We start from the raw sequence: 18,118 nt of genomic DNA, 5'->3' as shown, positions 1-18,118 counted from the left end.
TGATGAACGAAGCAACGACGGGCCGAGGCGTCCGTGAGTACGACGTGGTCGTCGTCGGCGGGGGCCCCGTCGGCGAGAACGTGGCCGAGCGGGTCCGCTCCGCGGGTCTGACCGCCGTGATCGTCGAGCGCGAAATGCTCGGCGGGGAGTGCTCCTACTGGGCGTGCGAACCGAGCAAGGCGCTGCTGCGCCCGGTCGTCGCGCGCGCCGACGCGCTGCGCGTCCCCGGTCTGCGCCGAGCGGTCGAGGGGCCGTTGGACGTCGAGGCCGTCCTCGCCCACCGCGACGCGACGGCCTTCCACTGGAAGGACGACGGCCAGGCCGACTGGCTGGACTCGGTCGCGGTCGACCTCGTACGGGGCCACGGCCGGCTCGACGGCCCCCGGCGCGTGACGGTGACGGCCCCGGACGGCGACACCGTGCGCCTCGCAGCACGGCACGCCGTGGTCCTCGGCACCGGCAGCGTCCCCTCCCTGCCGCCCGTGCCCGGCCTCGACGGGGTCCGCCCCTGGACCAGCCGCGAGGCCACGGGCGCCCGACGCGTCCCCGGGTCCCTGGCCGTGGTCGGCGGCGGTGTGGTCGCCGTCGAGATGGCCACCGCCTGGCAGGCCCTCGGCTCGCAGGTGACCATGCTGGTGATCGAGGACCATCTCCTCGGGCGGATGGAGCCGTTCGCGGGCGAGATGGCCGAGGACGGTCTGCGCGAGGCGGGTGTCGACATACGCTTCGGAACGGCCGTGGAGTCCCTGCGGCGGGACGAGGGGTCAGGGAGCCAGGGTCCGGTGCGGATCACCCTGACCGGTGGTGAGGAACTGACCGCCGACGAGATCCTGTTCGCCACCGGCCGCATTCCGCGGACCCGCGACGTGGGGCTCGACACCGTCGGACTGACCCCGGGCGACCGGCTCGCCGTGGACGACACCTACCGCGTCACCGCCGTCCCGGACGGCTGGCTCTACGCGGTCGGCGACGTCAACGGGCGGGCGCTGCTCACCCACCAGGGCAAGTACCAGGCGCGGATCGCCGGTGCCGTCATAGCGGCCCGGGCGGCGGCACGGCGCGTCGACGACGCGCCCTGGGGCGCCCACGCCGGTACGGCCGACACCGCGGCCGTGCCCCAGGTGGTCTTCGGCGTGCCCGAGATCGCCGCGGTCGGCCTCACCACCATGGAGGCCGAACGCACCGGCCGCCGGGTCGAGGTCGTCGACCACGACATGACGGGCGTCGCCGGAGCACGCCAGTACGGCGAGGGCTACCGAGGCCGGGCCCGGATGCTGGTGGACCCGGACCGCGGCACCGTCGTCGGCGTCACGTTCGCCGGGCCCGGCGTGGCCGAGCTCGTCCACTCGGCGACCTTCGCGGTCGCCGGGGAGATCCCGGTCGAACGGCTCTGGCACGCCGTACCCGCCTTCCCCACCCTCGGCGAGGTGTGGCTGCGTCTGCTGGAGACCTACCGCGGACCGTGAGGCGGCGGGGCATCGGGGGAGGGGCTCCCGCCCCCGATGCCCTGACGGTCCGCGGCGCGGGCCAGCGAGCGGCGGAAGGTGTCGGGGAACTCCCGCTCGACGGCGGCGTCGAGCAGCGTGAGCTGGCGGCGCACCGCCGGACGCCGCTCCGCCGGCACACCCGGCAGCAGGCCCTCCAGCAGGGCCCGCAGGCGCCGGCACACCTGCAGCGAACCGACGCCGTACTCGCGCACCTCCGTCACGCCGAGCTCCAGGTACTCCTCCCAGCTCCGGCCCGGCACGACGGCCCGCGGCGCGCCGCCGGCGTCACCGAGCACGTGCCGGCCCTTCAGCTCGGACCTGCCCACCGCGTGCAGGAACGCGTCGACGTGATTGAGGACCTGGACGGCGGTGGTCGGGTCGTTCACCCCCGACGACAGCGCCCGGGCGGCGATGTCGACCAGCACGCGCAGCGCGAAGGCGGGGTCCTGTTCGACGGTCCGCTCGGCGCCCAGCGTCACCAGCCCGGTCAGCCGGCGCGCGTCGGGCGGGGTTCGGGGCGTCCCGTGGACCTCGATCAGCACGGCCCCCGGAGGTACGAAGTCACCCACGCGGTGCGCCACCACCAGCACGCAGTCGTGGCGCGCGGCGGCCCTCATCAACCCGCCCACGTCCAGCCCCTGGAGGGCCCCGCCGTCGGCGGAACGCACGACATCGGCCGGCGTGCCGTGTCCCGGGTGGGCCGCCTCGTCGAGGAGGATGCACCGCCCCTGGGCCTGCAGCGAGGTGCCCAGCACCCGCAGGCCGGTGCGGCGCACCCGGTCCGCGATGGCCACGGGGCGCAGGTCGTGCACGAACCGGTTGAGGTAGACCAGCAGCATCACCAGACTCACCGCGACGGCCAGGCCGGCCAGGGTGACGCCGAGATCGGGCACCGTGCCGGGGCCGATCCGGCGCAGCAGCGTGAACGCGAAGGCGAAGGTGCCCGCGAACAGGGACAGCACGGCCTTCTGGAGCCGGTTCCGGTACCACAGGCGCATGTACCGCGGCGACAGCGTGCTGGTGGCCTGCTGGACGACCAGCACACCGATCGTGACGACGAACCCCAGCAGGGCGACCATGGCGCCCACGATGGCGGTCAGCACGCCCGTCGCGGTGGTGGCCGTGTACCGCCAGCCGGTCGGGATCCCCACCATGTCGTCCAAGGCCAGCGCGCCTTCGCCCAGGAGAGCCCCCAGGGCCAGTCCGAGCACCGGCAGGATCCACAGGCTCGTCCTGACGTACTGCCCCAGCTGGAACCGGAACGACCAGGTAGGCATGGGAAGCCTCCGCAGTGCCCGGGAACGGGCCGTCGCCCCTCACGCTACCGCCGGGGCCCGGCCGACGCAGAGCGCCGTCGTCACCTGCTTGACAGGTGACGACGTCGCAACGCATACTCATCACGATCTGACCGGTCACACGGCAGCCCTCGGACAAGGAGCAGACGCATGGACCAGGTACGCGAACCCGGCAACGAGGCGGAGTCGCGGCGCCGCACGCGCTTCTCGCACCTGCCCGACAGGATCCGGATCGAGGACACCGTCGAGGAGCGGCCCGCCGCGCCCCACGCCTCGGCGGACGTCGCCGTCACCCCGGACTGGTGGCTCATGCGCATGGGCGGTGTCTGAGTGATGCACCGCCCCGGGTGGTGCGGCGCACCGCCGGACGATTGAGCGTCCCGAAGTCTTCACGGTGCACCTTTTCCGGAGCCGGACGGGCCCCCGCCGGACGATTGCGTCCGATTTGGCGGGATCCACGGTGATGTCCGACCATTGCTCCGGCCCGGCGATCCCGGGCGCCAGTTCGAAGAGAGGCGCACCACCCCATGCACGTCACCGGAACCGTCCCCCCACCGGCTCCGGCCCCGCAGGCCACCACCGACGGCCCCGCCCACTCCGGCGACACCCCTGACGGCACGGGACGGCGCACCCGCCGGTTCGGCCTGCCCGTCGCCACCGCCCTGGTCATGGGCAACATCATCGGCGGCGGCATCTTCCTGCTCCCGGCCTCCATCGCCCCGTACGGCACCATCAGCCTCGTCGCCTTCGGCGTGCTGACCGTCGGCGCCATCGCCCTGGCCCTGGTCTTCGGCCGGCTTGCCGAACGGGATCCCAGGACCGGCGGCCCGTACGTCTACGCCCGCGAGGCGTTCGGCGACTTCGCCGGCTTCCTCGCCGCCTGGGCGTACTGGATCACCACGTGGGTCTCCAACGCGGCCCTCGCCGTCGCCGCCGTCGGCTACCTGGACGTGCTGATCCCGGTGAACGAGCACCGCTGGACCGCCTGTCTTGCCGCCCTCGCCCTGCAATGGCTCCCCGCCCTCGCCAACGTCGCCGGCACCCGCTACGTCGGCGCCGTGCAGGTGGTCTCCACCGTGCTCAAGCTGGTGCCCCTGCTGCTCGTCGCCGTCGGCGGCCTGTTCGCCTTCGACGCGGACAACCTCGGACCGTTCCGCGCCGGCGGGGAGAGCGCGACGGGCGCGATCTCCGCGGCGGCCGCCATCCTCCTCTTCTCCTACCTCGGCGTGGAGTCCGCCGCCGTCAGCGCCGGCGAGGTGCGCGACCCCCGGCGCACCGTGGGACGCGCCACCGTGATCGGCACCGCCGGAGCGGCGGTCGTCTACCTGCTGGGCACGCTCGCCGTCTTCGGCACGGTCGCCCACAACCGGCTGGTCGACTCCACCGCGCCGTTCTCCGACGCGGTCAACGCCATGTTCGGCGGGGCCTGGGGCGGCTGGGCGGTGGCGCTCGCCGCGCTCGTGTCGATGACCGGCTGCCTCAACGGCTGGACCCTGATGAGCGCGCAGACCTCGTACGCCGCGGCCAAGGACGGACTCTTCCCCGCCGCCCTCGCCCGCAAGCGGCGCGGAGTGCCGACGTTCGGCGTCGGCGTCACCGTGCTCCTCGCCTCCCTGCTCACCGTGTGGAACTACGCCTCCGGCACGGCCCGGATCTTCGAGACGCTGGTCCTGGTCACCACCTTCACCGCGACCGTGCCCTACCTGCTCGCCACCGCCGCGCAACTGTTCCACCTCGTCTCCGGGCACCGGGAGCGGGTCGACCGGGGCCGCCTGGTCCGCGACGCGGTGGTCGCGTCCGTCGCCGCCGCGTTCTCGCTGTGGCTGGTCGCGGGCGCCGGCTACCAGGCTGTCTACCAGGGGGTGCTCTTCCTGTTCGCCGGTGTGCTGATCTTCGCGGTCATGGCGGCGCGCAAGCAGCGGGCGGAGGCCCGTACGGCCGAGGGGTGACCGGTGGGCCGGACGGTGATCCGCGGCCTGCGGACACCGGCCCGCCGTCCGGCGCCTGTGACCCGTTGCCCGCCGTCCGTCGCCTGCCCGGGGTCGGGCAAATGGGGCAGCTTCGGTGACAGGGCGTTGCCTCCGGGCGATCCAGCAGTTGATCCAAACACGGCGCACGTGAGGCGGCCGGTCGCTCCGGCCGCCTCACGTGCTGCCGTGTGCCCCTGTCCCGCCCCTCCCGCCGGAGGCCGCAGCGATGCACGAACCCGCCCAGCCGTCCCCCCGCCCCGCCGACCCATCGACAGCGGGGCGGCGACCCCCGGAACCGCGCCTGCTCAGCGGCGTGTACGGGTTGGTCCTGGCCAGCGCCCTGGCGGCCGCCCTCGACTCCCCGGACGAGCAGACCGACCCCGGTTCGGACGCCCTGTGGGTTCTGCTCACCGCCCTCGCCGCCGCGGCCGCGCACGGCTACGCGCACGTCCTCTCCCACCGCATGTCCGCGGAGCCCGGGGGGCTGACGGCCGGACTGCGCGCCATGATCGCGGAGTGGCCCGTCGTCGCCGCGGCGGTCCCCACGGTGATCCTGCTGCTGTTCGCCGTGCCGGACTGGTGGGCGGAGGCCGACGCGGTGGACGTCGCGCTGGTCCTCAACACCCTGATCCTCGCCGGATGGGGCGTCTGGACGGCCCGCCACGCGGGCCGTCGGTGGCCGGCCTCGCTGCGGGCCGGACTCGGCGACATGTTCATCGGCCTGGTGATCATCGGGGCCAACGCCGTGATCAAGTAGCGCCGGCCACGCGGCGGGTGGCCTCGGCCGTCGCGACCGGCCACGGCGTCAGCGGCGCGGGGCGGACGGGGCGGGCTCCGACAGGATGGCGAACCGCGCGGGCCCGACGGCCAGGACGCCGTCGTCGAGCGGGGTGCACCGGACCCCGCCCTTGTCCCTGAGCGCGCGCTGCGCGCCCGGGCCGACGGTGACGTTCATCCAGGCGCACGGCCGCGCGGGCCGGTTCACGGAGAAGCGCACCGGCCCCGGCCCGCAGTCCAGACTGATCGTCGCGCCCACGTACGCGTCGATGTCGACCCCGCGCAGCAGGACGTTCCGCCGGGTCTGCCGCAGGTCGACGGCGGGATCGATGTCCGTGGGCAGATTCTCCACGGACATGATCGTCACGGAGGCGTCGCGATGGGCGGGCTGCGCGTAGTAGCGGTCGCCCACCAGCCCCAGCCTCGCCCGCACCTCGGCGCGCGGGACACGCTCGTCGTCGGGGCCGGGCGCGGGCCCGTCCGAGGGCCGCCCGTCGAGCCGGTGGGAGGGCGACACCAGAAGCTGGACCACCTCGACTTCGATCATGCGCTTCCTCGTCGACTCCGGCGGGCACACCGGAATCGACCCTACCCGTCCCCCTCCACCTGCGCGGAAGCGGAACCGAAGCCCGCCGGCACCCGGCACCCGGCACCCGCCCGCCGGCCCGCCCGCCCGCCCGGCCGGGCGGGCCGGGGCCGGCGGCAGCGTCAGGGGCGTTCGCCGAGCTGGGACCCGGTAGGTGGCCGGATCGGGACCACCCGCCCGCCGAGCCGGGGGCGTTCGCCGAGCCCGTACGTCCGCCGAGTTGGGACCCCCGCCCTTCAGGCGGCGCCCGCCGGGCCGGGGTCTTGCGCCGGGCTGGGACCATCCGCCGGGGCGGGGCGGTCCGCCGGGCCGGGCGCCTGCGGACTGCCCGCGACAGAGCCGCCCGCGGCGCTGGGAGCGTACGCCGGGCCGGTAACGCCCTGCGGGCCGGGACCGTCCGCCGGGCCGAGGGCAGGCGACGCAGGGCCCCCCGAGCCTGGCGTCGCCATCCCCCTCCCGGACGCCCTCAGTGTCACCGCCGCCGCGACGCCCGCCAGCGTGCCCCACAGCATCGCGGCGCTCGTCCCGTCGCCGAGTCCGGACGCCGCCTGCAGCAGACCCCGGTAGTTCCACGACCCGTCGACCACCGCCACACGCACCAGATGCCGGGCCAGCAGCCCGAGGACGACCGCACAGACCGCGCCCGCCGCCATCGCCGGCACGGAGACACGGGTGAGTACGCCGGGCAGCCACCGCAGCGCGCACCAGACCACGGCCAGCAGCAGGACGTCCCCCAGCCGCACCAGCAGCCAGTCGCCGAAAGGGCCCCCGGCCGGGCCGGACCACGCGCTCAGCACCAGCCACTGGCGCAGCAGATCGCCCGGTTCGCCGAGGAACCCTCCACCCGTGAACGCCGTCTGGATCCGCGCCGCGTTCTCCTGGTACGACAGCACGACCACCGACACCGCGACCACGGCCGTTCCCACGGTGGCGGCCACGAGGGCGGCCCGCGCCGGTACGTCCCCGCGGGGCTGCGGCTCCGCGTGCTTCAGCGCCAGCCGGGTCACGAACACCGTCCACACCGCCGCGGCCAGCGCCAGCGGCACCAGAACCGTCCGCCCGGAAGAGGACAGCCCGGCCAGCTGCGGCAGGAAACGGTAACTGCCGCGTCCCCCGGCCGCGATGAGCCAGGGGGACGACACCGTCACCGCCAGCGTGCCCGCCACCAGGCCCTAGGCCCACAACGCCAGCAGGGCCGGCCGGACCCGCCCGCGCTCCGCGGGGATCCGCCGGACGAGCAGCAGGGCCCCGGCCGCGTAGAACACGAACACGGCGACGAAGCGGATCTGCATCGCCGTGTGGTGCAGGCCGAGGTAGTGGGAGCCGTCGGGCGTCGACACGGCGGACCCGTGCGAGAGAGCGCCGGCGTAGGGGTCGTACGCCCACGGGTACAGCCAGCTCCGCAGGGCGGCGTCCGTCTCGATGCCGAGCACCCCCGTCGCACCGTCCAACTGCAGGGCGTCGGCACTGGCCCCGGCCCACCACAGCAGCAGTGTCAGCATCAGCCCGCCCGCCACGGCCGGTATCGCCGCGTACCGGTACTCCATGTGCCGCCCCCGTCCCCCGAGTTCACCGTCGACGCCACGAAGGTGTCGTGGCCCGGGGGACCTTACGCGTCCATGATCACGTGGGGATCACGATGCCGCTGCGCACGCCTGAGGCGCGGGCGCGGCACCCGCCCCGGAAACGGACGCGTGTTCGCGCCGGAAGCGGGAACGAGTGGTCGCACGGACCGCCCGGTCCGCACGTCACAGCTCCACCGCAACACCCCAGGAGGCCTTCATGATGGTCGTCGGCATCGTCGCCGTCTGCGTGGTCATCGCCGTGCTCGCGTTCTTCGTCCCGCGTCTGTCGCGACACCCGCAGAACGGCACGCAACGCACGCTCGGCCTCGGTTCCCGAGCCGGTTCCAAGGCGCCGGGACCGCTCGGGCGCCTGTTCAGCAAGCCCTTCAGCTCCAGCTCCCGCGCGGTCGGCCGCAGCGGCTCCGCCGGCCGTCGGGCACGGGGCAAGATGCCGTTCTGACCCGCGTGCGCGGACCCGTCACGACGCGGCGGCCGGTGTGTCCGTCGCGTACCGGGGACGGCCGGCGGGCCGGTGGACCTGGATCGTCACCCCGCCCGGTGTGGACCGGCAGCCGACGTCGAGGGCGCTGTCCGGGCCGTCCTCCGGGAACAGCCGCGTCCCCTGGCCCACGATCACCGGACAGGTGAGCAGGACGAACTCGTCGACCAGGCCGTGGGCCGCCAGCCACCGCACCAGCTGCCCGCTGCCGTGCACCTGCGGCTCGCCGGGCGTCCGCTCCTTGAGCTCGCGGACGGCGGTGGCGAGGTCACCGGAGAGGACGGTCGTGCCCGCCCATCGCGGGCCGGTGAGCGTCGACGAGACGACGTACTTCGGCCGGGCGTGCGGGGGGCGCCGCGACCGGGTTGCTCTCCGGGTCGGGGCGTGACGCCCCAGGAGCCCGCGAAGATCACGTACGTCCGGCGCCCGAACAGGAACGCGCCGACGCGCCCTACACCTCGCCGAGGTAGGCCATCGCCTCCTCGTCGACCAGCGGCAGGACCCACCGCCGCGCTCGAAGCCGCCCCTGCGGTCCTCCTCCGAACCGCCAAGACCTTGCATGACCCCGTCGACGGAGACGTTGGTGATGGTCGTCAGCTTCATGGTGTCCGCTCCTGGCCGCCGGTGCGGCGTCGTGCGGCGCCCGGTAAGGGTTCGTGATGGGGGAACTCGTCCGGTCACGCGAACTCGTCGCGGCCGGTCCGTGCGCTGCCCGCGCGGGCCCGGCCGCCGGGCGAGCCGAGGGACGTCGTTCCCCTCCACGGCGCATACTGTCCGTAACGCGCCGGCGCGGGACGGGAGACCGGACATGAGCACACCGAGGGTCGACTACCAGGCCTTGTTCTCGGTCATGCCCAGCCCGTACCTGGTGCTGGACCCCGATCTCGTGGTGGTCGAGGTCAACGAGATGTACCTCAGCGTGACCGGCCGTGCCCGCCACGAGCTGATCGGCCAGTACGTGTTCGACGTCTACCCGGACAACCCGGACGACCCGGCGGCGGACGGCATCCGCAACCTGAGCGCTTCCTTCCGGCGGGTCCTCGCAACCGGGGAACCGGACTCCCTGGCCGTGCAGCGGTACGACCTGGCGGTGCCCGGCCGCCCCGGAGAGTTCCAGGAACGCTGGTGGTCGCCGGTCAACACACCCGTCCTCGGACCCGACGGTGAGATCGCGTGGATCGTGCACCGCGTCGAGGACATGACCGAGTTCCTGCTGTCCCGCACGGCGCACGACGTGCCGGCGGGCCGGGGCAGGACCCGGGCCGTGACGGAGGCCGAGCTGTACGCGCGGGCACGCGAACTGCAGGAGACCAACGAGAAGCTCCGCGCCGCGCACGACTGGGAACGCAGGACCGCCCTGGCCCTGCAGGAGGTCATGCTGCACGCCCCGGACCTGGCCTCCCACCGCGGCATCGCCGTGCGTTACATGCCGGCCACCCGGTCCCTCAACGTGTGCGGCGACTGGTACGACGTGGTGGACCTGGCGGACGACAGCTTCACCGTCGCGGTGGGCGACGTCGTCGGCCACGGCCTGGAGGCGGCCGCCGTCATGGGCATGCTCCGCAGCGCCCTGTCCGCCGCCGTACGCGCCATCCAGGAGCCCGGCGGGGCGATGGACCTCCTCAGCCGCTACGCCCGCACCTTCGAGGGCGCGCTCGCGACCACCGCGGCCAAGGCCGTCGTCGACACCCGCGAGCGGCGCATCACCTACACCTGCGCCGGCCACCCTCCGCCGGTCCTGGGCAGTCCGGACGGCACGGTGCTCCTGCTCGACCAGGCCACCGACCCGCCGCTCGGCATCCTCACCGAACGGACCCCGCGCCCCCAGGCCACGGTCGACTACCAGCCGGGCGACACCTTGGTGCTGTACACCGACGGGCTGATCGAACGCCGGGGCGAGGACATCGACGCGGGCCTGCTCCGCCTCACCGACGCGCTCGCCGGCCACGCGCAACTGGACCCTGAGCCCTTGGCCGACACCCTGCTCACCCGCTTGGGCGTGGCCGACGGAGGCCGCGACGACATCGCCCTGATCGTGGTACGCCTCTGACCGCTCGTCGGAACGTCGGCGGCGCCGGGAAGAGCCGGTCGGCCTCCGCCTTCGCCGCCGCTCCTCCCGCTCACGGCCGCCCAGGCATCCCTCAACCTGATCGAGCGCGCCTTTGACCGCGACCACGCGGGCGCCACTGGCCCCTTGCTACTGACCGGTGGGTCTGATTTCGTACCGCGCTACGAGTGCGTGATCACGTGGACGTGAGGAGAGGCGGGCGGCGTGGAGCGAGGAACACGGACGAGAACGCTGGATTCCCTGCCGGAGGGACTCGGTCAGGCGATACGGCAGACAGCCGGTGAGATCGCCGCGCTCCTGGCCGGCGCGAGGGACACGACCGGTCCCGTACCGGGGCTGGAGTGGACCGTCGGTGAGACGGCCGCCCATCTGGCACTGGCCAACGGCCTGATGGCCGACATCGCGTCCGGCCAGGCACGCCCGTACGGAGACGGCACGCCTCAGGGTCTTGCCGCGGCGAACGCACAGAGTCTCGTCGCGTTCCCCGAACGCACGGCGGAACCGCTGGCCGCGATGATCGTGGAGCAGGCCGACAGGTTCCTGGACGCGGTGGGTCGGACCGTGGCCGGCGGGACCGGCACACAGACGTTCCTGACCCCGCTCGGTCCCATGGATCACGGCACGTTCGCCTCGTACTTGCTCACCCACATGCTGGGACACGGTTACGATCTCGCCCGCGGACTGCGCCGGCCGCACATGATCGACGCGCGCAGGGTCGAGTTGTGCCTGCCGTTCCTGAAGACGGCGATGCCGCGTGTGTCCGCCGCGTCCACACTGACGGCCCGGTACACCCTGCGCCTCCGGGGCGGCGCCACGTTCGGAGTCACGTTCACCGACGGCACGGTCGAGGTGCTTCCTCACGCGCCGGAGCGTTCGGACTGCACCATAGCCACCGAACCGGTCGCCTTCCTCCTCATGGCGCTGGGACGTATGGGCCCGTGGCAGGCCATGGCACGCGGCGACGTACTGGCCTGGGGCCGCAAACCCTGGCTGGCCCCCCGCTTTCCCGCACTGTTCCACGCCCCCTGACCATGACGTTCCGAGCCTGACCCTGAGCGCCGTCATGGTGGCCGGCCGAGCGCCCTGGGGTGCCGGGCGGTTCCCGTACGGAACCACCCACGTGAGTCGCGACGAGTCACGCCCGAGTGCGATCTGGGGCCGGCCGGCATGCCCTTGCACGCCGACTCGCTGGACGACTGGCCGATCAGCTCGGCCGGACGCACCGCCCGCGTCCACCACCCGGCCGGACGCCGACGGCGAGCGTGGCGCGCGTGAGGCACCGAACCGCCGGCCGAGGGCGTCGTACGGACGTCGCCCTCGGCCGGCGGTCCGTCAGGTCACTCGGCCGCGGCCGCCACGCGCTCCCTCGCCGGCTTCCGGCGCGCCACGGGGGCGTCCAGGTGGACGACGACCGTGGTGTAGAAGCGGTGCACGGCGTCGTCGACACTGCGGATGAAACCGGTCTCGGCGTTGCCGCGGCCACTTCCCATGCCCTTGAGGAGGGACAGCCGGAACCCGGTGATCCTGGTCGCGCCGTCCTTGGGGAGCAGGTCCGCCGGTTCGGGACGCAGCCGCTCCAGGGTGCCGCGCGGACCCGGCCCGGTGCTGTCGACGAGGGTCTCGACATGGAGGTCCGCCGGTGCGTCCGCCAGACGCCGGACGAGCCGCTTGGCCCAGCTCAGCGGGTAGCCCTGCTCGGGCGCGGGGACGTCGACGGCGGTGCGCAGCTTGCCGGTGCGCAGGTCCGCGCCGACGGTCAGGACACCGGGAGTGCCGTCGATCCGCAGTTCGGCCTGGAGGCGCCCGTCGAGGCACAGTTGGTCGGCGAGGCGGTCACGGCGTTCCTTCGGGTCCGTTCCGCGCGTGGCCCGCTGGACGGGCAGGACCTTCTGGCCGAGCTCGCCACCCAGCCTGAGACAGACCTGGCGGATGAGCCGTTCCCAGTTCTCGACGACCTCCAACGCCCGGCCGTCCCCCTGACAGAGGGTCTCGTCGTCGATGCCGTTGCGCACGGGGACCCAGGACGGGCCCATGTTCTGGAAGCCGTGGCAGCCGGAGTTCTCGTGCTGGAGGTAGTGCAGCAGTTCCTGCAGCAGCCAGGCGTGCGCGGCGTTGCCCACGCCCTCGTGCCTGATCAGCATCTGGGCCTGGTGGGCCACTTCCGCCCAGGACAGGTGCCACAGGGCGACCTTGTGCTTGCGCCGCCTGTCGATCTTGACGTCGACGAGCGGGCTGCCTTCCAGGGCGACGTCGTTCGTCAGCGTGATCACGGCTTCGTAGCCGCGGCGCGCGGCGATGTCCATGTACGCCTGCACCTGCTCGGCCTTGAGCGCGTTGCCGTTGGTCTTCGTCTCCACCAGGGCGGTCCACAGCTTCCCGGCCCGCTCCACGCGGATGACGCCGTCCGGGCGGCGCGGACTGTCGCCGTGAGGCAGGGTGACCTCCGTGAACGTCTCCATGCGGCCCGCCGGGGCACCGAACGCCGCGGTGAGCCGTCGGCTGAACTCCGGCACCTGCGCCATCACCGACAACAGCACGGAGGTGGCCCGCATCTCACGGTCCCGATCGCTCTTGAGCACCGACACCGGGAACAGCCTCGCGGCCCTCCACGAGTCGTTCTCCGCCAGGGTCTTCCTCACCGTCGCGGGAAGGGTGACTTTCTTCTTCGCGGTACGCGGCCGGGCGGCCGGCTTCTTGGCCTCGTCCGTCCGGACCGCGTCCGCCTGGCCCTTGCCCGACTGGTCGTCGGGCCGGCGGGGGACGGGAACGGCGTCCATCAGCGCCTGCCCGGCGGGCTCCGCGACGGGCACGGACGCCGGCACGCCCCGTTGCCCGCCGGCTCCGGCGCTTCCGCCGACGGCGTCGGGCATCGCTCCCGGCTCTTCTCCCGCCTCCGCCTCCGCCTCAGCGTTCGCTGCCGCCTCCGCGTGCGCCTGTGCTTCGGTGGCCGCGTCGTCCTCGATGTCCACGCCGAAGTCGGTGGCCAGCCCGGCGAGCCCGGTCGCGTATCCCTGCCCGACGGCGCGGAACTTCCACTCTTCGCCCCGCCGGTACAGCTCGCCGAAGATGACCGCCGTCACCGAGTCGGCGTCGTCGACGGCGAACCGCAGCAGACCCTCCCCGGCCGCGTCGGCCAGCGTGATTTTCACGTCCTCCAACTCACCGAAGCTGGCACTCTCGTACCGGCTCGCCGCGACGACGATCCGCTCGACCTCGCCCGGCACCGCGGTCAGGTCGAAGCTGATCCGGTCCTCGCTGCCGTCCGCCGTAGGCGTCTTCCCCAGAAGCTGCACGCTTCCGTCGTCGGCCACCGGATGGTTGTAGAAGTAGAAGTCGCTGTCGCTGCGCACCTTGCCGTTCGTGTCCAGCAGCAGCACCGACACGTCCGCGTCGCCCTCGCCGGTGGGGCTGGCCCAGCCCAGACTGACGATGACCGATCCGACGTCCTCGCTGAGGTCCGCCAGGGCCACGTTCGCACCCTTGACCATTTCCTGCATGAAGCCCCCCACTGCGCACCTCGGGCACACGGAATCAATCCGGCCCATCCATCCCTTGCGCGACAAGATGACCAGTCGCGCAGAGAAGACTGTAATCCGCACGCAACACCGGCCGTGGAGATTCCGTGAAGCTCGTTCCGTGGGGATCAGGGGGCCGGGGCCCGTCGTCGGGGCGTGCGATGCGGCCCGTATGCTGCCTCAGTCCTGGGAAACGCCGTGCTCGGAAAGGGAAAGCGCCCCCATCGTGTTTCAGCCCACCCCTGTCTATGACCGCCTCGTCGCCGAACGCGGGGACATCCCCGTCCAGGTCCGTGGAGAAGCCGACCGGATCCACCGTGACCTGGCCGAGGTCCTGCCCCAGCTGCCCTCGACCCCGCCCGCGTACGACACCGCCGCGGCGCCCCCGGGGCCTGCCGCCCCGCAGCGGCACCCGTGATCCGACCCACAGGTGGACGGCGTGCGGGGCGGCACCGCGGGGCGGCATCACGTCGATGACGCTCCCCGGCCGCGCCGCATGCCAACGGGACGTCGTCATCCGCAGTTGATACGGGCCCCGGTCTCCATGCTGTAGTTGGCCCACACCATCGCGTCCCGCGTGTTGGGGCCGTACTCTCCGTCAGCCTTCACGCCCACCTTCTTCTGCACGGCGACGACCGCGGACTCGGTGCGTTCCCCGTACACGCCGTCCGTCGCCAGCTTGTATCCGTAGCAGGAGTTCAGGTTCTTCTGCAGGGCGGTGACGGCCGAGTTGCTCATCCCCCGGTCCAGCCAGCAACTGCTCGTGTTGGTGGAGGCGTACGGCACGTACTTGTACGAGGTCGGATTGGTGACCTTGTTGTACACGGTCACCCCGCGGGCGCACGGGCCGGTCGCGGCGCTCGCGCCCGGGGCCGCGGCCAACCCGCCGCCGACAAGGCCCGACAGCAGAACCCCCACAGCGATGGCCGACCTGGCACGCATCTTCCGAGATCCATCAGACACTGCTCCACCTCTTACCCTTTGAGTCCGGTACGCGACGTCGTGCGTTGGTGCGGTGCGTGTCACAGTCGCGGCGGAACAGCGTGATCGCTGGTGGCCGCGACGCAGTGGCATCATGCCCCCTGCACCTGCGGAACGACGAAGGTTCTCCGGGGCGTTTCGGCCCGCGAGTTGCCCGGGTGGCGCCCCGAGGCGGGCCACGACGAGCGACTCCACTCCAGAAGGGACCGTGACATGCCCGGCGACCGTCTCATGCGCATCCACAGCGCCGAGTTCCAGGCCATGGCGGAGAGGGTGCTACGCGTCACCGAGCTGACGTCCCGCCTGAACGTCCTGCCGTTCGACGACGAGGAGGGCAAGGGGCGGCTGTTCGAGCAGATCCTCGGCAAGCCGCTGCCGCCGCGGGTCACGATCTATCCGCCCTTCTACACGGACCACGGCCTGAATCTCGACCTGGCCGAACGCGTCTTCATCAACCAGAACTGCACGTTCCTGGACTACGCGGGGATCCGGATCGCGGAGCGCGTGATGATCGGCCCGAAGGTCACGTTCATCACCAGCGGACACCCGGTCGACCCGGAGGAACGGCGGCTGTACCTCACCGGCGCGCCGATCGACGTGGCGGAGAACGTGTGGATCGGCGCCGGCGCCACGATCCTGCCCGGCGTCACCATCGGCCGTGACGCGGTCGTCGCCGCCGGCGCGGTCGTGGCCGAAGACGTGCCGCCGGCCAGCTTGGTGACCGGCGGCAAGGCAACCGTGCACCACCAGTGGTGACGGCGTCTGCGGATTCGTCTCGCACGGAGGATGGTCAGGCGGCGGTGTCAGGGCCGACCTCCCAGGGATCCCCCAACGGTCGCGTCAACTCGACCCCGTCCATCGACCGACGCGACGGCATGGTCTCGTCCAGCTCCCAGTGGTGCAGGCACTCCTCACACCGAACGCCGTCCACGAGGACGTCGGTTTCGCCGTTCGGGCAGGCCGTGCCATCTCCCCGGCCCGCGCACATGCGGTCTGCTGTGGTGTCCCCCATACGTCCGAGCCTGCGCAGCTCTCCCTAACCAGGGGAGGAGCTGTGAGGGGCGCACGGACGCGCAGGGGATCGCACGCCGCCCCAACCGTCAAGCAGCGCCACACAGCACCCGCCCATCGCCGGCAGGCGAGTACGCGGGGACGGCGGGTGCCGCCAAACCATGCCGGCCAAACAGGGCTGAGTGCCAAGGAGGGGCCGGACACGCGGCCCACCGGCTCGGACGGTCGCCGGCCGGGCTGCCGTGGCGTCGTCCGGCGACGATCACGAGATCACGTAAGGGGTGGTCACCGGGAGGAACGCATAGGGCGAAGGGCTCTCGCGGAGGCCCGCCCCCGTGCCGCGGGCCCGGCGCGCGCCCTCGTCGGCGCAGGGCTGCCGACACGTGCCGGCCGCGCCGCCTCCCGCGCCCGCCGTCGTCCCGTCGTGACGTACCACTGGAGGGCGAGTGCGAGGAGGACCTCGACCGCGTCGCCGCCGTAGTACATGAGCTGCGCCCCGGTCCGCAGGTCGGGCGGCGCGAAGGAGGTGCCCGGCGGGCCGGCCGCGTACAGGCTCTTCGCCAGCACCGCGTGGGCCGCCCCCGCCGCCAGCAGCGTCGCGGCCCGCAGCGGAAGCCCCCACCGTCGGCGGACGGGATCGACGGCGCAGACGGCCATGGCGAACAGCAGCCCCGCGAGCAGCATGTGCAGCTCCAGCAGGCCGCCCAGCACGGCGTGACGGTGGGCGGCGGACCACAGGTCCGTGCGGTACAGCGCCCACAGCCCGCCGATGTCGACGACCGCGGCGACCGGCGGGAACAGCAGCCACCCGGCGACAGGGGAGTGTGCCACCCGCAGCAGCCCCCGTCGGAGAGCGCCCGGGGGCAGGAGTCGCAGGACGAGAGTGAGCGGACGGGCCACCGCGAGCAGCGCGGGACCCGCCATGGCCACGAGCAGATGCCGGCCGGTGTGTGCGGTGAACGGCCCGCCCGGCACCGGTCCCGCCAGACCCCAGACGACCGCCGCGCAGCCGCCGGCGAAGACGCAGTCCCGCCACCACGGCCAGGCGTCGCCCCGCCGCCTCAGCCGGACGGCACCCGCCACGTACGCCGCACCCGCGAGGACACACCCGAGGACGGCCGGCGCGCCGAACGCCGTGGACACGGCGGGCGTCATGACGGACGTCGCCCTCCCCGCCCGGACGGCACATGTCCCGCCCGGGCACGTTGCGCCCGGACGAGAAGGGCGCACCCGGCCAGCAACAGCACGAGCCCCGCCGCGATCCACGCCCAGTCGTACGGGGTGACATCGACCCCGTAGCGGATCTGGTGCACGCGCAGCACCTTGTGGTCGACGACACCGTCGAAGACCTGGAACGCGCCCGCGCCCAGCAGGGCCCCGCTCCACGCGTGCGCCGCTGACAGAGCCCGGCGCCGCCGCAGGTCCGCGTAGAGGAAGAACCCGGCGACCAGCGCCAGCAGTTCCGCGGTGTGCAGCAGGCCGTCCGACAGCAGACCCACGCCCGACGTGGAGCGGTCGTAGAAGTGGTGCCAGTGCAGCACCTGGTGGAAGACGATCTCGTCCACGGCCGCCATGACGGCCGCGCCGATCAGCGCGCACACCAGCAACGACCGGCGGGGCTCCGGGCGTGGTGCGGTGTTCGCGTCGGCCCACGGGTCAGAGGTGCTCACGGTGCGGTCCGTCCTTCCGAACGATCGGCTGCCGCTCGCCGTCTACCCCGCACGGCGCCGGCCAGCCCCGCCGGCCGGCGCCCGTCGTGGGGGTTCAGCTCCCGCCCATGGCCTTGCGCACGGTGTCCTTGGTGCGGTCCATGAGGGCGGCCACCGGTCCCAGGGCCATGTTCTTCGCACCGGACTCGACGCCCGGATGGGGCCGGGTGGGTGCCATCGCCTCGGCCGCCTTGATGGCCCTGGCCATCGCGGCGAGATTGGTGACGTCGGAGCTGCGGCGGATGTGGTTGAACTCGTAGCGCTCCTCCGCCCGCGCGTGCGTCTGCACGTCGTGCCGCAGCTGGATCAACTGCGGGAGGAACCGCGGGTCGTCGGGGTTCATCTCGTCCAGGGACGCGAGCATCTCCTTGGCCTCGCGCTCCTCGGTGAGCCGGTCCTCGACGATCTGCTCGCCGCCCGCCACCGCCCGGCGGACGAAGGGGTGGACGACCTCCTCCTCCGCGGTCTCGTGCACCGCCAGCAGCCGTACCAGCCGCCGGAAGGCGTCCCGGCGTTCGTCGCCGGCGGTCGCCTCCACCTCGTCGAAGAGGTTGCGGATGTCGCCGTGCTGGCGCATCAGCAGCGCGACGACGTCGTCGTCCGGGGCGTGGTCGTCCCCGGCCTGCGGAGTCTGCAACTCGGACATCTGGGGCCC

Annotated in this window: 17 protein-coding genes and 1 pseudogene; 9 read left to right on the top strand and 9 right to left on the bottom strand. The window is 73.1% G+C overall.

All coding sequences use genetic code 11. From position 1 onward, the window contains the following. Positions 1-2: 2 nt before the first annotated feature. Complete coding sequence (locus B100_RS0124290) at positions 3-1,466, top strand: dihydrolipoyl dehydrogenase family protein (RefSeq protein WP_024887011.1); 1,464 nt, start codon at positions 3-5, stop codon at positions 1,464-1,466. Here the strand turns inward: B100_RS0124290 and B100_RS0124285 are convergent. Further along, positions 1,451-2,764 carry a DUF2254 domain-containing protein gene (locus B100_RS0124285; protein ID WP_024887010.1) on the bottom strand — a complete coding sequence of 438 codons (1,314 nt, stop codon included), beginning with the start codon at positions 2,762-2,764 and terminating at the stop codon, positions 1,451-1,453. The two genes, B100_RS0124290 and B100_RS0124285, sit on opposite strands and share 16 nt — an antisense overlap. Before the next feature lie 168 nt (positions 2,765-2,932). Here B100_RS0124285 and B100_RS0124280 point away from each other — a divergent pair, with 168 nt between their 5' ends. From B100_RS0124280 to B100_RS0124270, 3 genes are all read left to right on the top strand, one after another. Continuing rightward, the gene (locus B100_RS0124280) at positions 2,933-3,112 is read left to right on the top strand and encodes a hypothetical protein (protein ID WP_024887009.1); all 180 of its coding nucleotides are present in this window, start codon (positions 2,933-2,935) and stop codon (positions 3,110-3,112) included. Between the two features lie 197 nt (positions 3,113-3,309). Next, entirely contained in the window at positions 3,310-4,731 is a 1,422-nt protein-coding gene (locus B100_RS0124275) for an amino acid permease (protein ID WP_024887008.1), read from the top strand. A gap of 247 nt (positions 4,732-4,978) precedes the next feature. Next, a complete protein-coding gene (locus tag B100_RS0124270; RefSeq protein WP_024887007.1) occupies positions 4,979-5,509 on the top strand; it encodes a hypothetical protein in 531 nt (176 codons plus the stop codon). A 48-nt stretch (positions 5,510-5,557) separates the two neighbouring features. Here B100_RS0124270 and B100_RS0124265 read toward each other — a convergent pair whose 3' ends face one another. Both B100_RS0124265 and B100_RS34240 read right to left on the bottom strand, forming a co-directional pair. Beyond that, positions 5,558-6,076: a hypothetical protein gene (locus tag B100_RS0124265; protein ID WP_024887006.1), complete on the bottom strand. Its 519-nt coding sequence runs from the start codon at positions 6,074-6,076 to the stop codon at positions 5,558-5,560. A gap of 275 nt (positions 6,077-6,351) precedes the next feature. Further along, positions 6,352-7,662: pseudogene (locus tag B100_RS34240) on the bottom strand (hypothetical protein). A 235-nt stretch (positions 7,663-7,897) separates the two neighbouring features. Here B100_RS34240 and B100_RS0124255 point away from each other — a divergent pair. Next, positions 7,898-8,140, top strand: coding sequence for a DUF6411 family protein (locus B100_RS0124255; RefSeq protein WP_024887005.1), 243 nt, complete (start codon positions 7,898-7,900; stop codon positions 8,138-8,140). An 18-nt stretch (positions 8,141-8,158) separates the two neighbouring features. On the opposite strand, the gene B100_RS34235 is transcribed toward B100_RS0124255, so the two are convergent. Further along, positions 8,159-8,782 carry a dihydrofolate reductase family protein gene (locus B100_RS34235; RefSeq protein WP_158686748.1) on the bottom strand — a complete coding sequence of 208 codons (624 nt, stop codon included), beginning with the start codon at positions 8,780-8,782 and terminating at the stop codon, positions 8,159-8,161. Between the two features lie 205 nt (positions 8,783-8,987). Between B100_RS34235 and B100_RS0124245 the strand changes: the two genes are divergently transcribed. Both B100_RS0124245 and B100_RS0124240 read left to right on the top strand, forming a co-directional pair. Next, on the top strand, positions 8,988-10,229 hold the full coding sequence (locus tag B100_RS0124245; RefSeq protein WP_024887004.1) for a SpoIIE family protein phosphatase: 1,242 nt from the start codon (positions 8,988-8,990) through the stop codon (positions 10,227-10,229). A 222-nt stretch (positions 10,230-10,451) separates the two neighbouring features. Further along, on the top strand, positions 10,452-11,276 hold the full coding sequence (locus tag B100_RS0124240) for a maleylpyruvate isomerase family mycothiol-dependent enzyme (RefSeq protein ID WP_024887003.1): 825 nt from the start codon (positions 10,452-10,454) through the stop codon (positions 11,274-11,276). Between the two features lie 308 nt (positions 11,277-11,584). Here B100_RS0124240 and B100_RS0124235 read toward each other — a convergent pair whose 3' ends face one another. Then, on the bottom strand, positions 11,585-13,744 hold the full coding sequence (locus B100_RS0124235) for a TerD family protein (protein ID WP_024887002.1): 2,160 nt from the start codon (positions 13,742-13,744) through the stop codon (positions 11,585-11,587). A 244-nt stretch (positions 13,745-13,988) separates the two neighbouring features. Here B100_RS0124235 and B100_RS0124230 point away from each other — a divergent pair, with 244 nt between their 5' ends. After that, entirely contained in the window at positions 13,989-14,180 is a 192-nt protein-coding gene (locus B100_RS0124230) for a hypothetical protein (protein WP_024887001.1), read from the top strand. 95 nt (positions 14,181-14,275) lie between these two features. On the opposite strand, the gene B100_RS34920 is transcribed toward B100_RS0124230, so the two are convergent. Then, a complete protein-coding gene (locus B100_RS34920; RefSeq protein ID WP_158686747.1) occupies positions 14,276-14,704 on the bottom strand; it encodes a peptidoglycan-binding domain-containing protein in 429 nt (142 codons plus the stop codon). A 252-nt stretch (positions 14,705-14,956) separates the two neighbouring features. Here B100_RS34920 and B100_RS0124220 point away from each other — a divergent pair, with 252 nt between their 5' ends. Beyond that, positions 14,957-15,499, top strand: a complete 543-nt coding sequence (locus tag B100_RS0124220; RefSeq protein ID WP_024886999.1) for a DapH/DapD/GlmU-related protein — start codon at positions 14,957-14,959, stop codon at positions 15,497-15,499. A gap of 540 nt (positions 15,500-16,039) precedes the next feature. On the opposite strand, the gene B100_RS0124210 is transcribed toward B100_RS0124220, so the two are convergent. From B100_RS0124210 to B100_RS0124200, 3 genes are all read right to left on the bottom strand, one after another. Next, complete coding sequence (locus B100_RS0124210; RefSeq protein ID WP_024886997.1) at positions 16,040-16,909, bottom strand: cytochrome c oxidase assembly protein; 870 nt, start codon at positions 16,907-16,909, stop codon at positions 16,040-16,042. Further along, on the bottom strand, positions 16,906-17,424 hold the full coding sequence (locus B100_RS0124205; RefSeq protein ID WP_024886996.1) for a DUF2243 domain-containing protein: 519 nt from the start codon (positions 17,422-17,424) through the stop codon (positions 16,906-16,908). Before B100_RS0124205 ends, B100_RS0124210 begins: the two co-directional genes overlap by 4 nt. Before the next feature lie 94 nt (positions 17,425-17,518). After that, positions 17,519-18,109 carry a hemerythrin domain-containing protein gene (locus B100_RS0124200; protein ID WP_024886995.1) on the bottom strand — a complete coding sequence of 197 codons (591 nt, stop codon included), beginning with the start codon at positions 18,107-18,109 and terminating at the stop codon, positions 17,519-17,521. Positions 18,110-18,118: the final 9 nt, after the last annotated feature.

This window comes from Streptomyces sp. CNH189 (genome assembly GCF_000527195.1).
This window is presented reverse-complemented; position numbering and strand designations above follow the sequence as displayed.

What these genes read in the sequence shown, in the direction of transcription:
- B100_RS0124290 (WP_024887011.1), top strand. Translation starts at nt 3, where the DNA reads ATGAACGAAGCAACGACGGGCCGAGGCGTCCGTGAGTACGACGTGGTC.
- B100_RS0124285 (WP_024887010.1), bottom strand. Translation starts at nt 2,764, where the DNA reads ATGCCTACCTGGTCGTTCCGGTTCCAGCTGGGGCAGTACGTCAGGACG.
- B100_RS0124280 (WP_024887009.1), top strand. Translation starts at nt 2,933, where the DNA reads ATGGACCAGGTACGCGAACCCGGCAACGAGGCGGAGTCGCGGCGCCGC.
- B100_RS0124275 (WP_024887008.1), top strand. Translation starts at nt 3,310, where the DNA reads ATGCACGTCACCGGAACCGTCCCCCCACCGGCTCCGGCCCCGCAGGCC.
- B100_RS0124270 (WP_024887007.1), top strand. Translation starts at nt 4,979, where the DNA reads ATGCACGAACCCGCCCAGCCGTCCCCCCGCCCCGCCGACCCATCGACA.
- B100_RS0124265 (WP_024887006.1), bottom strand. Translation starts at nt 6,076, where the DNA reads ATGATCGAAGTCGAGGTGGTCCAGCTTCTGGTGTCGCCCTCCCACCGG.
- B100_RS0124255 (WP_024887005.1), top strand. Translation starts at nt 7,898, where the DNA reads ATGATGGTCGTCGGCATCGTCGCCGTCTGCGTGGTCATCGCCGTGCTC.
- B100_RS34235 (WP_158686748.1), bottom strand. Translation starts at nt 8,782, where the DNA reads ATGAAGCTGACGACCATCACCAACGTCTCCGTCGACGGGGTCATGCAA.
- B100_RS0124245 (WP_024887004.1), top strand. Translation starts at nt 8,988, where the DNA reads ATGAGCACACCGAGGGTCGACTACCAGGCCTTGTTCTCGGTCATGCCC.
- B100_RS0124235 (WP_024887002.1), bottom strand. Translation starts at nt 13,744, where the DNA reads ATGCAGGAAATGGTCAAGGGTGCGAACGTGGCCCTGGCGGACCTCAGC.
- B100_RS34920 (WP_158686747.1), bottom strand. Translation starts at nt 14,704, where the DNA reads ATGCGTGCCAGGTCGGCCATCGCTGTGGGGGTTCTGCTGTCGGGCCTT.
- B100_RS0124220 (WP_024886999.1), top strand. Translation starts at nt 14,957, where the DNA reads ATGCCCGGCGACCGTCTCATGCGCATCCACAGCGCCGAGTTCCAGGCC.
- B100_RS0124210 (WP_024886997.1), bottom strand. Translation starts at nt 16,909, where the DNA reads ATGACGCCCGCCGTGTCCACGGCGTTCGGCGCGCCGGCCGTCCTCGGG.
- B100_RS0124200 (WP_024886995.1), bottom strand. Translation starts at nt 18,109, where the DNA reads ATGTCCGAGTTGCAGACTCCGCAGGCCGGGGACGACCACGCCCCGGAC.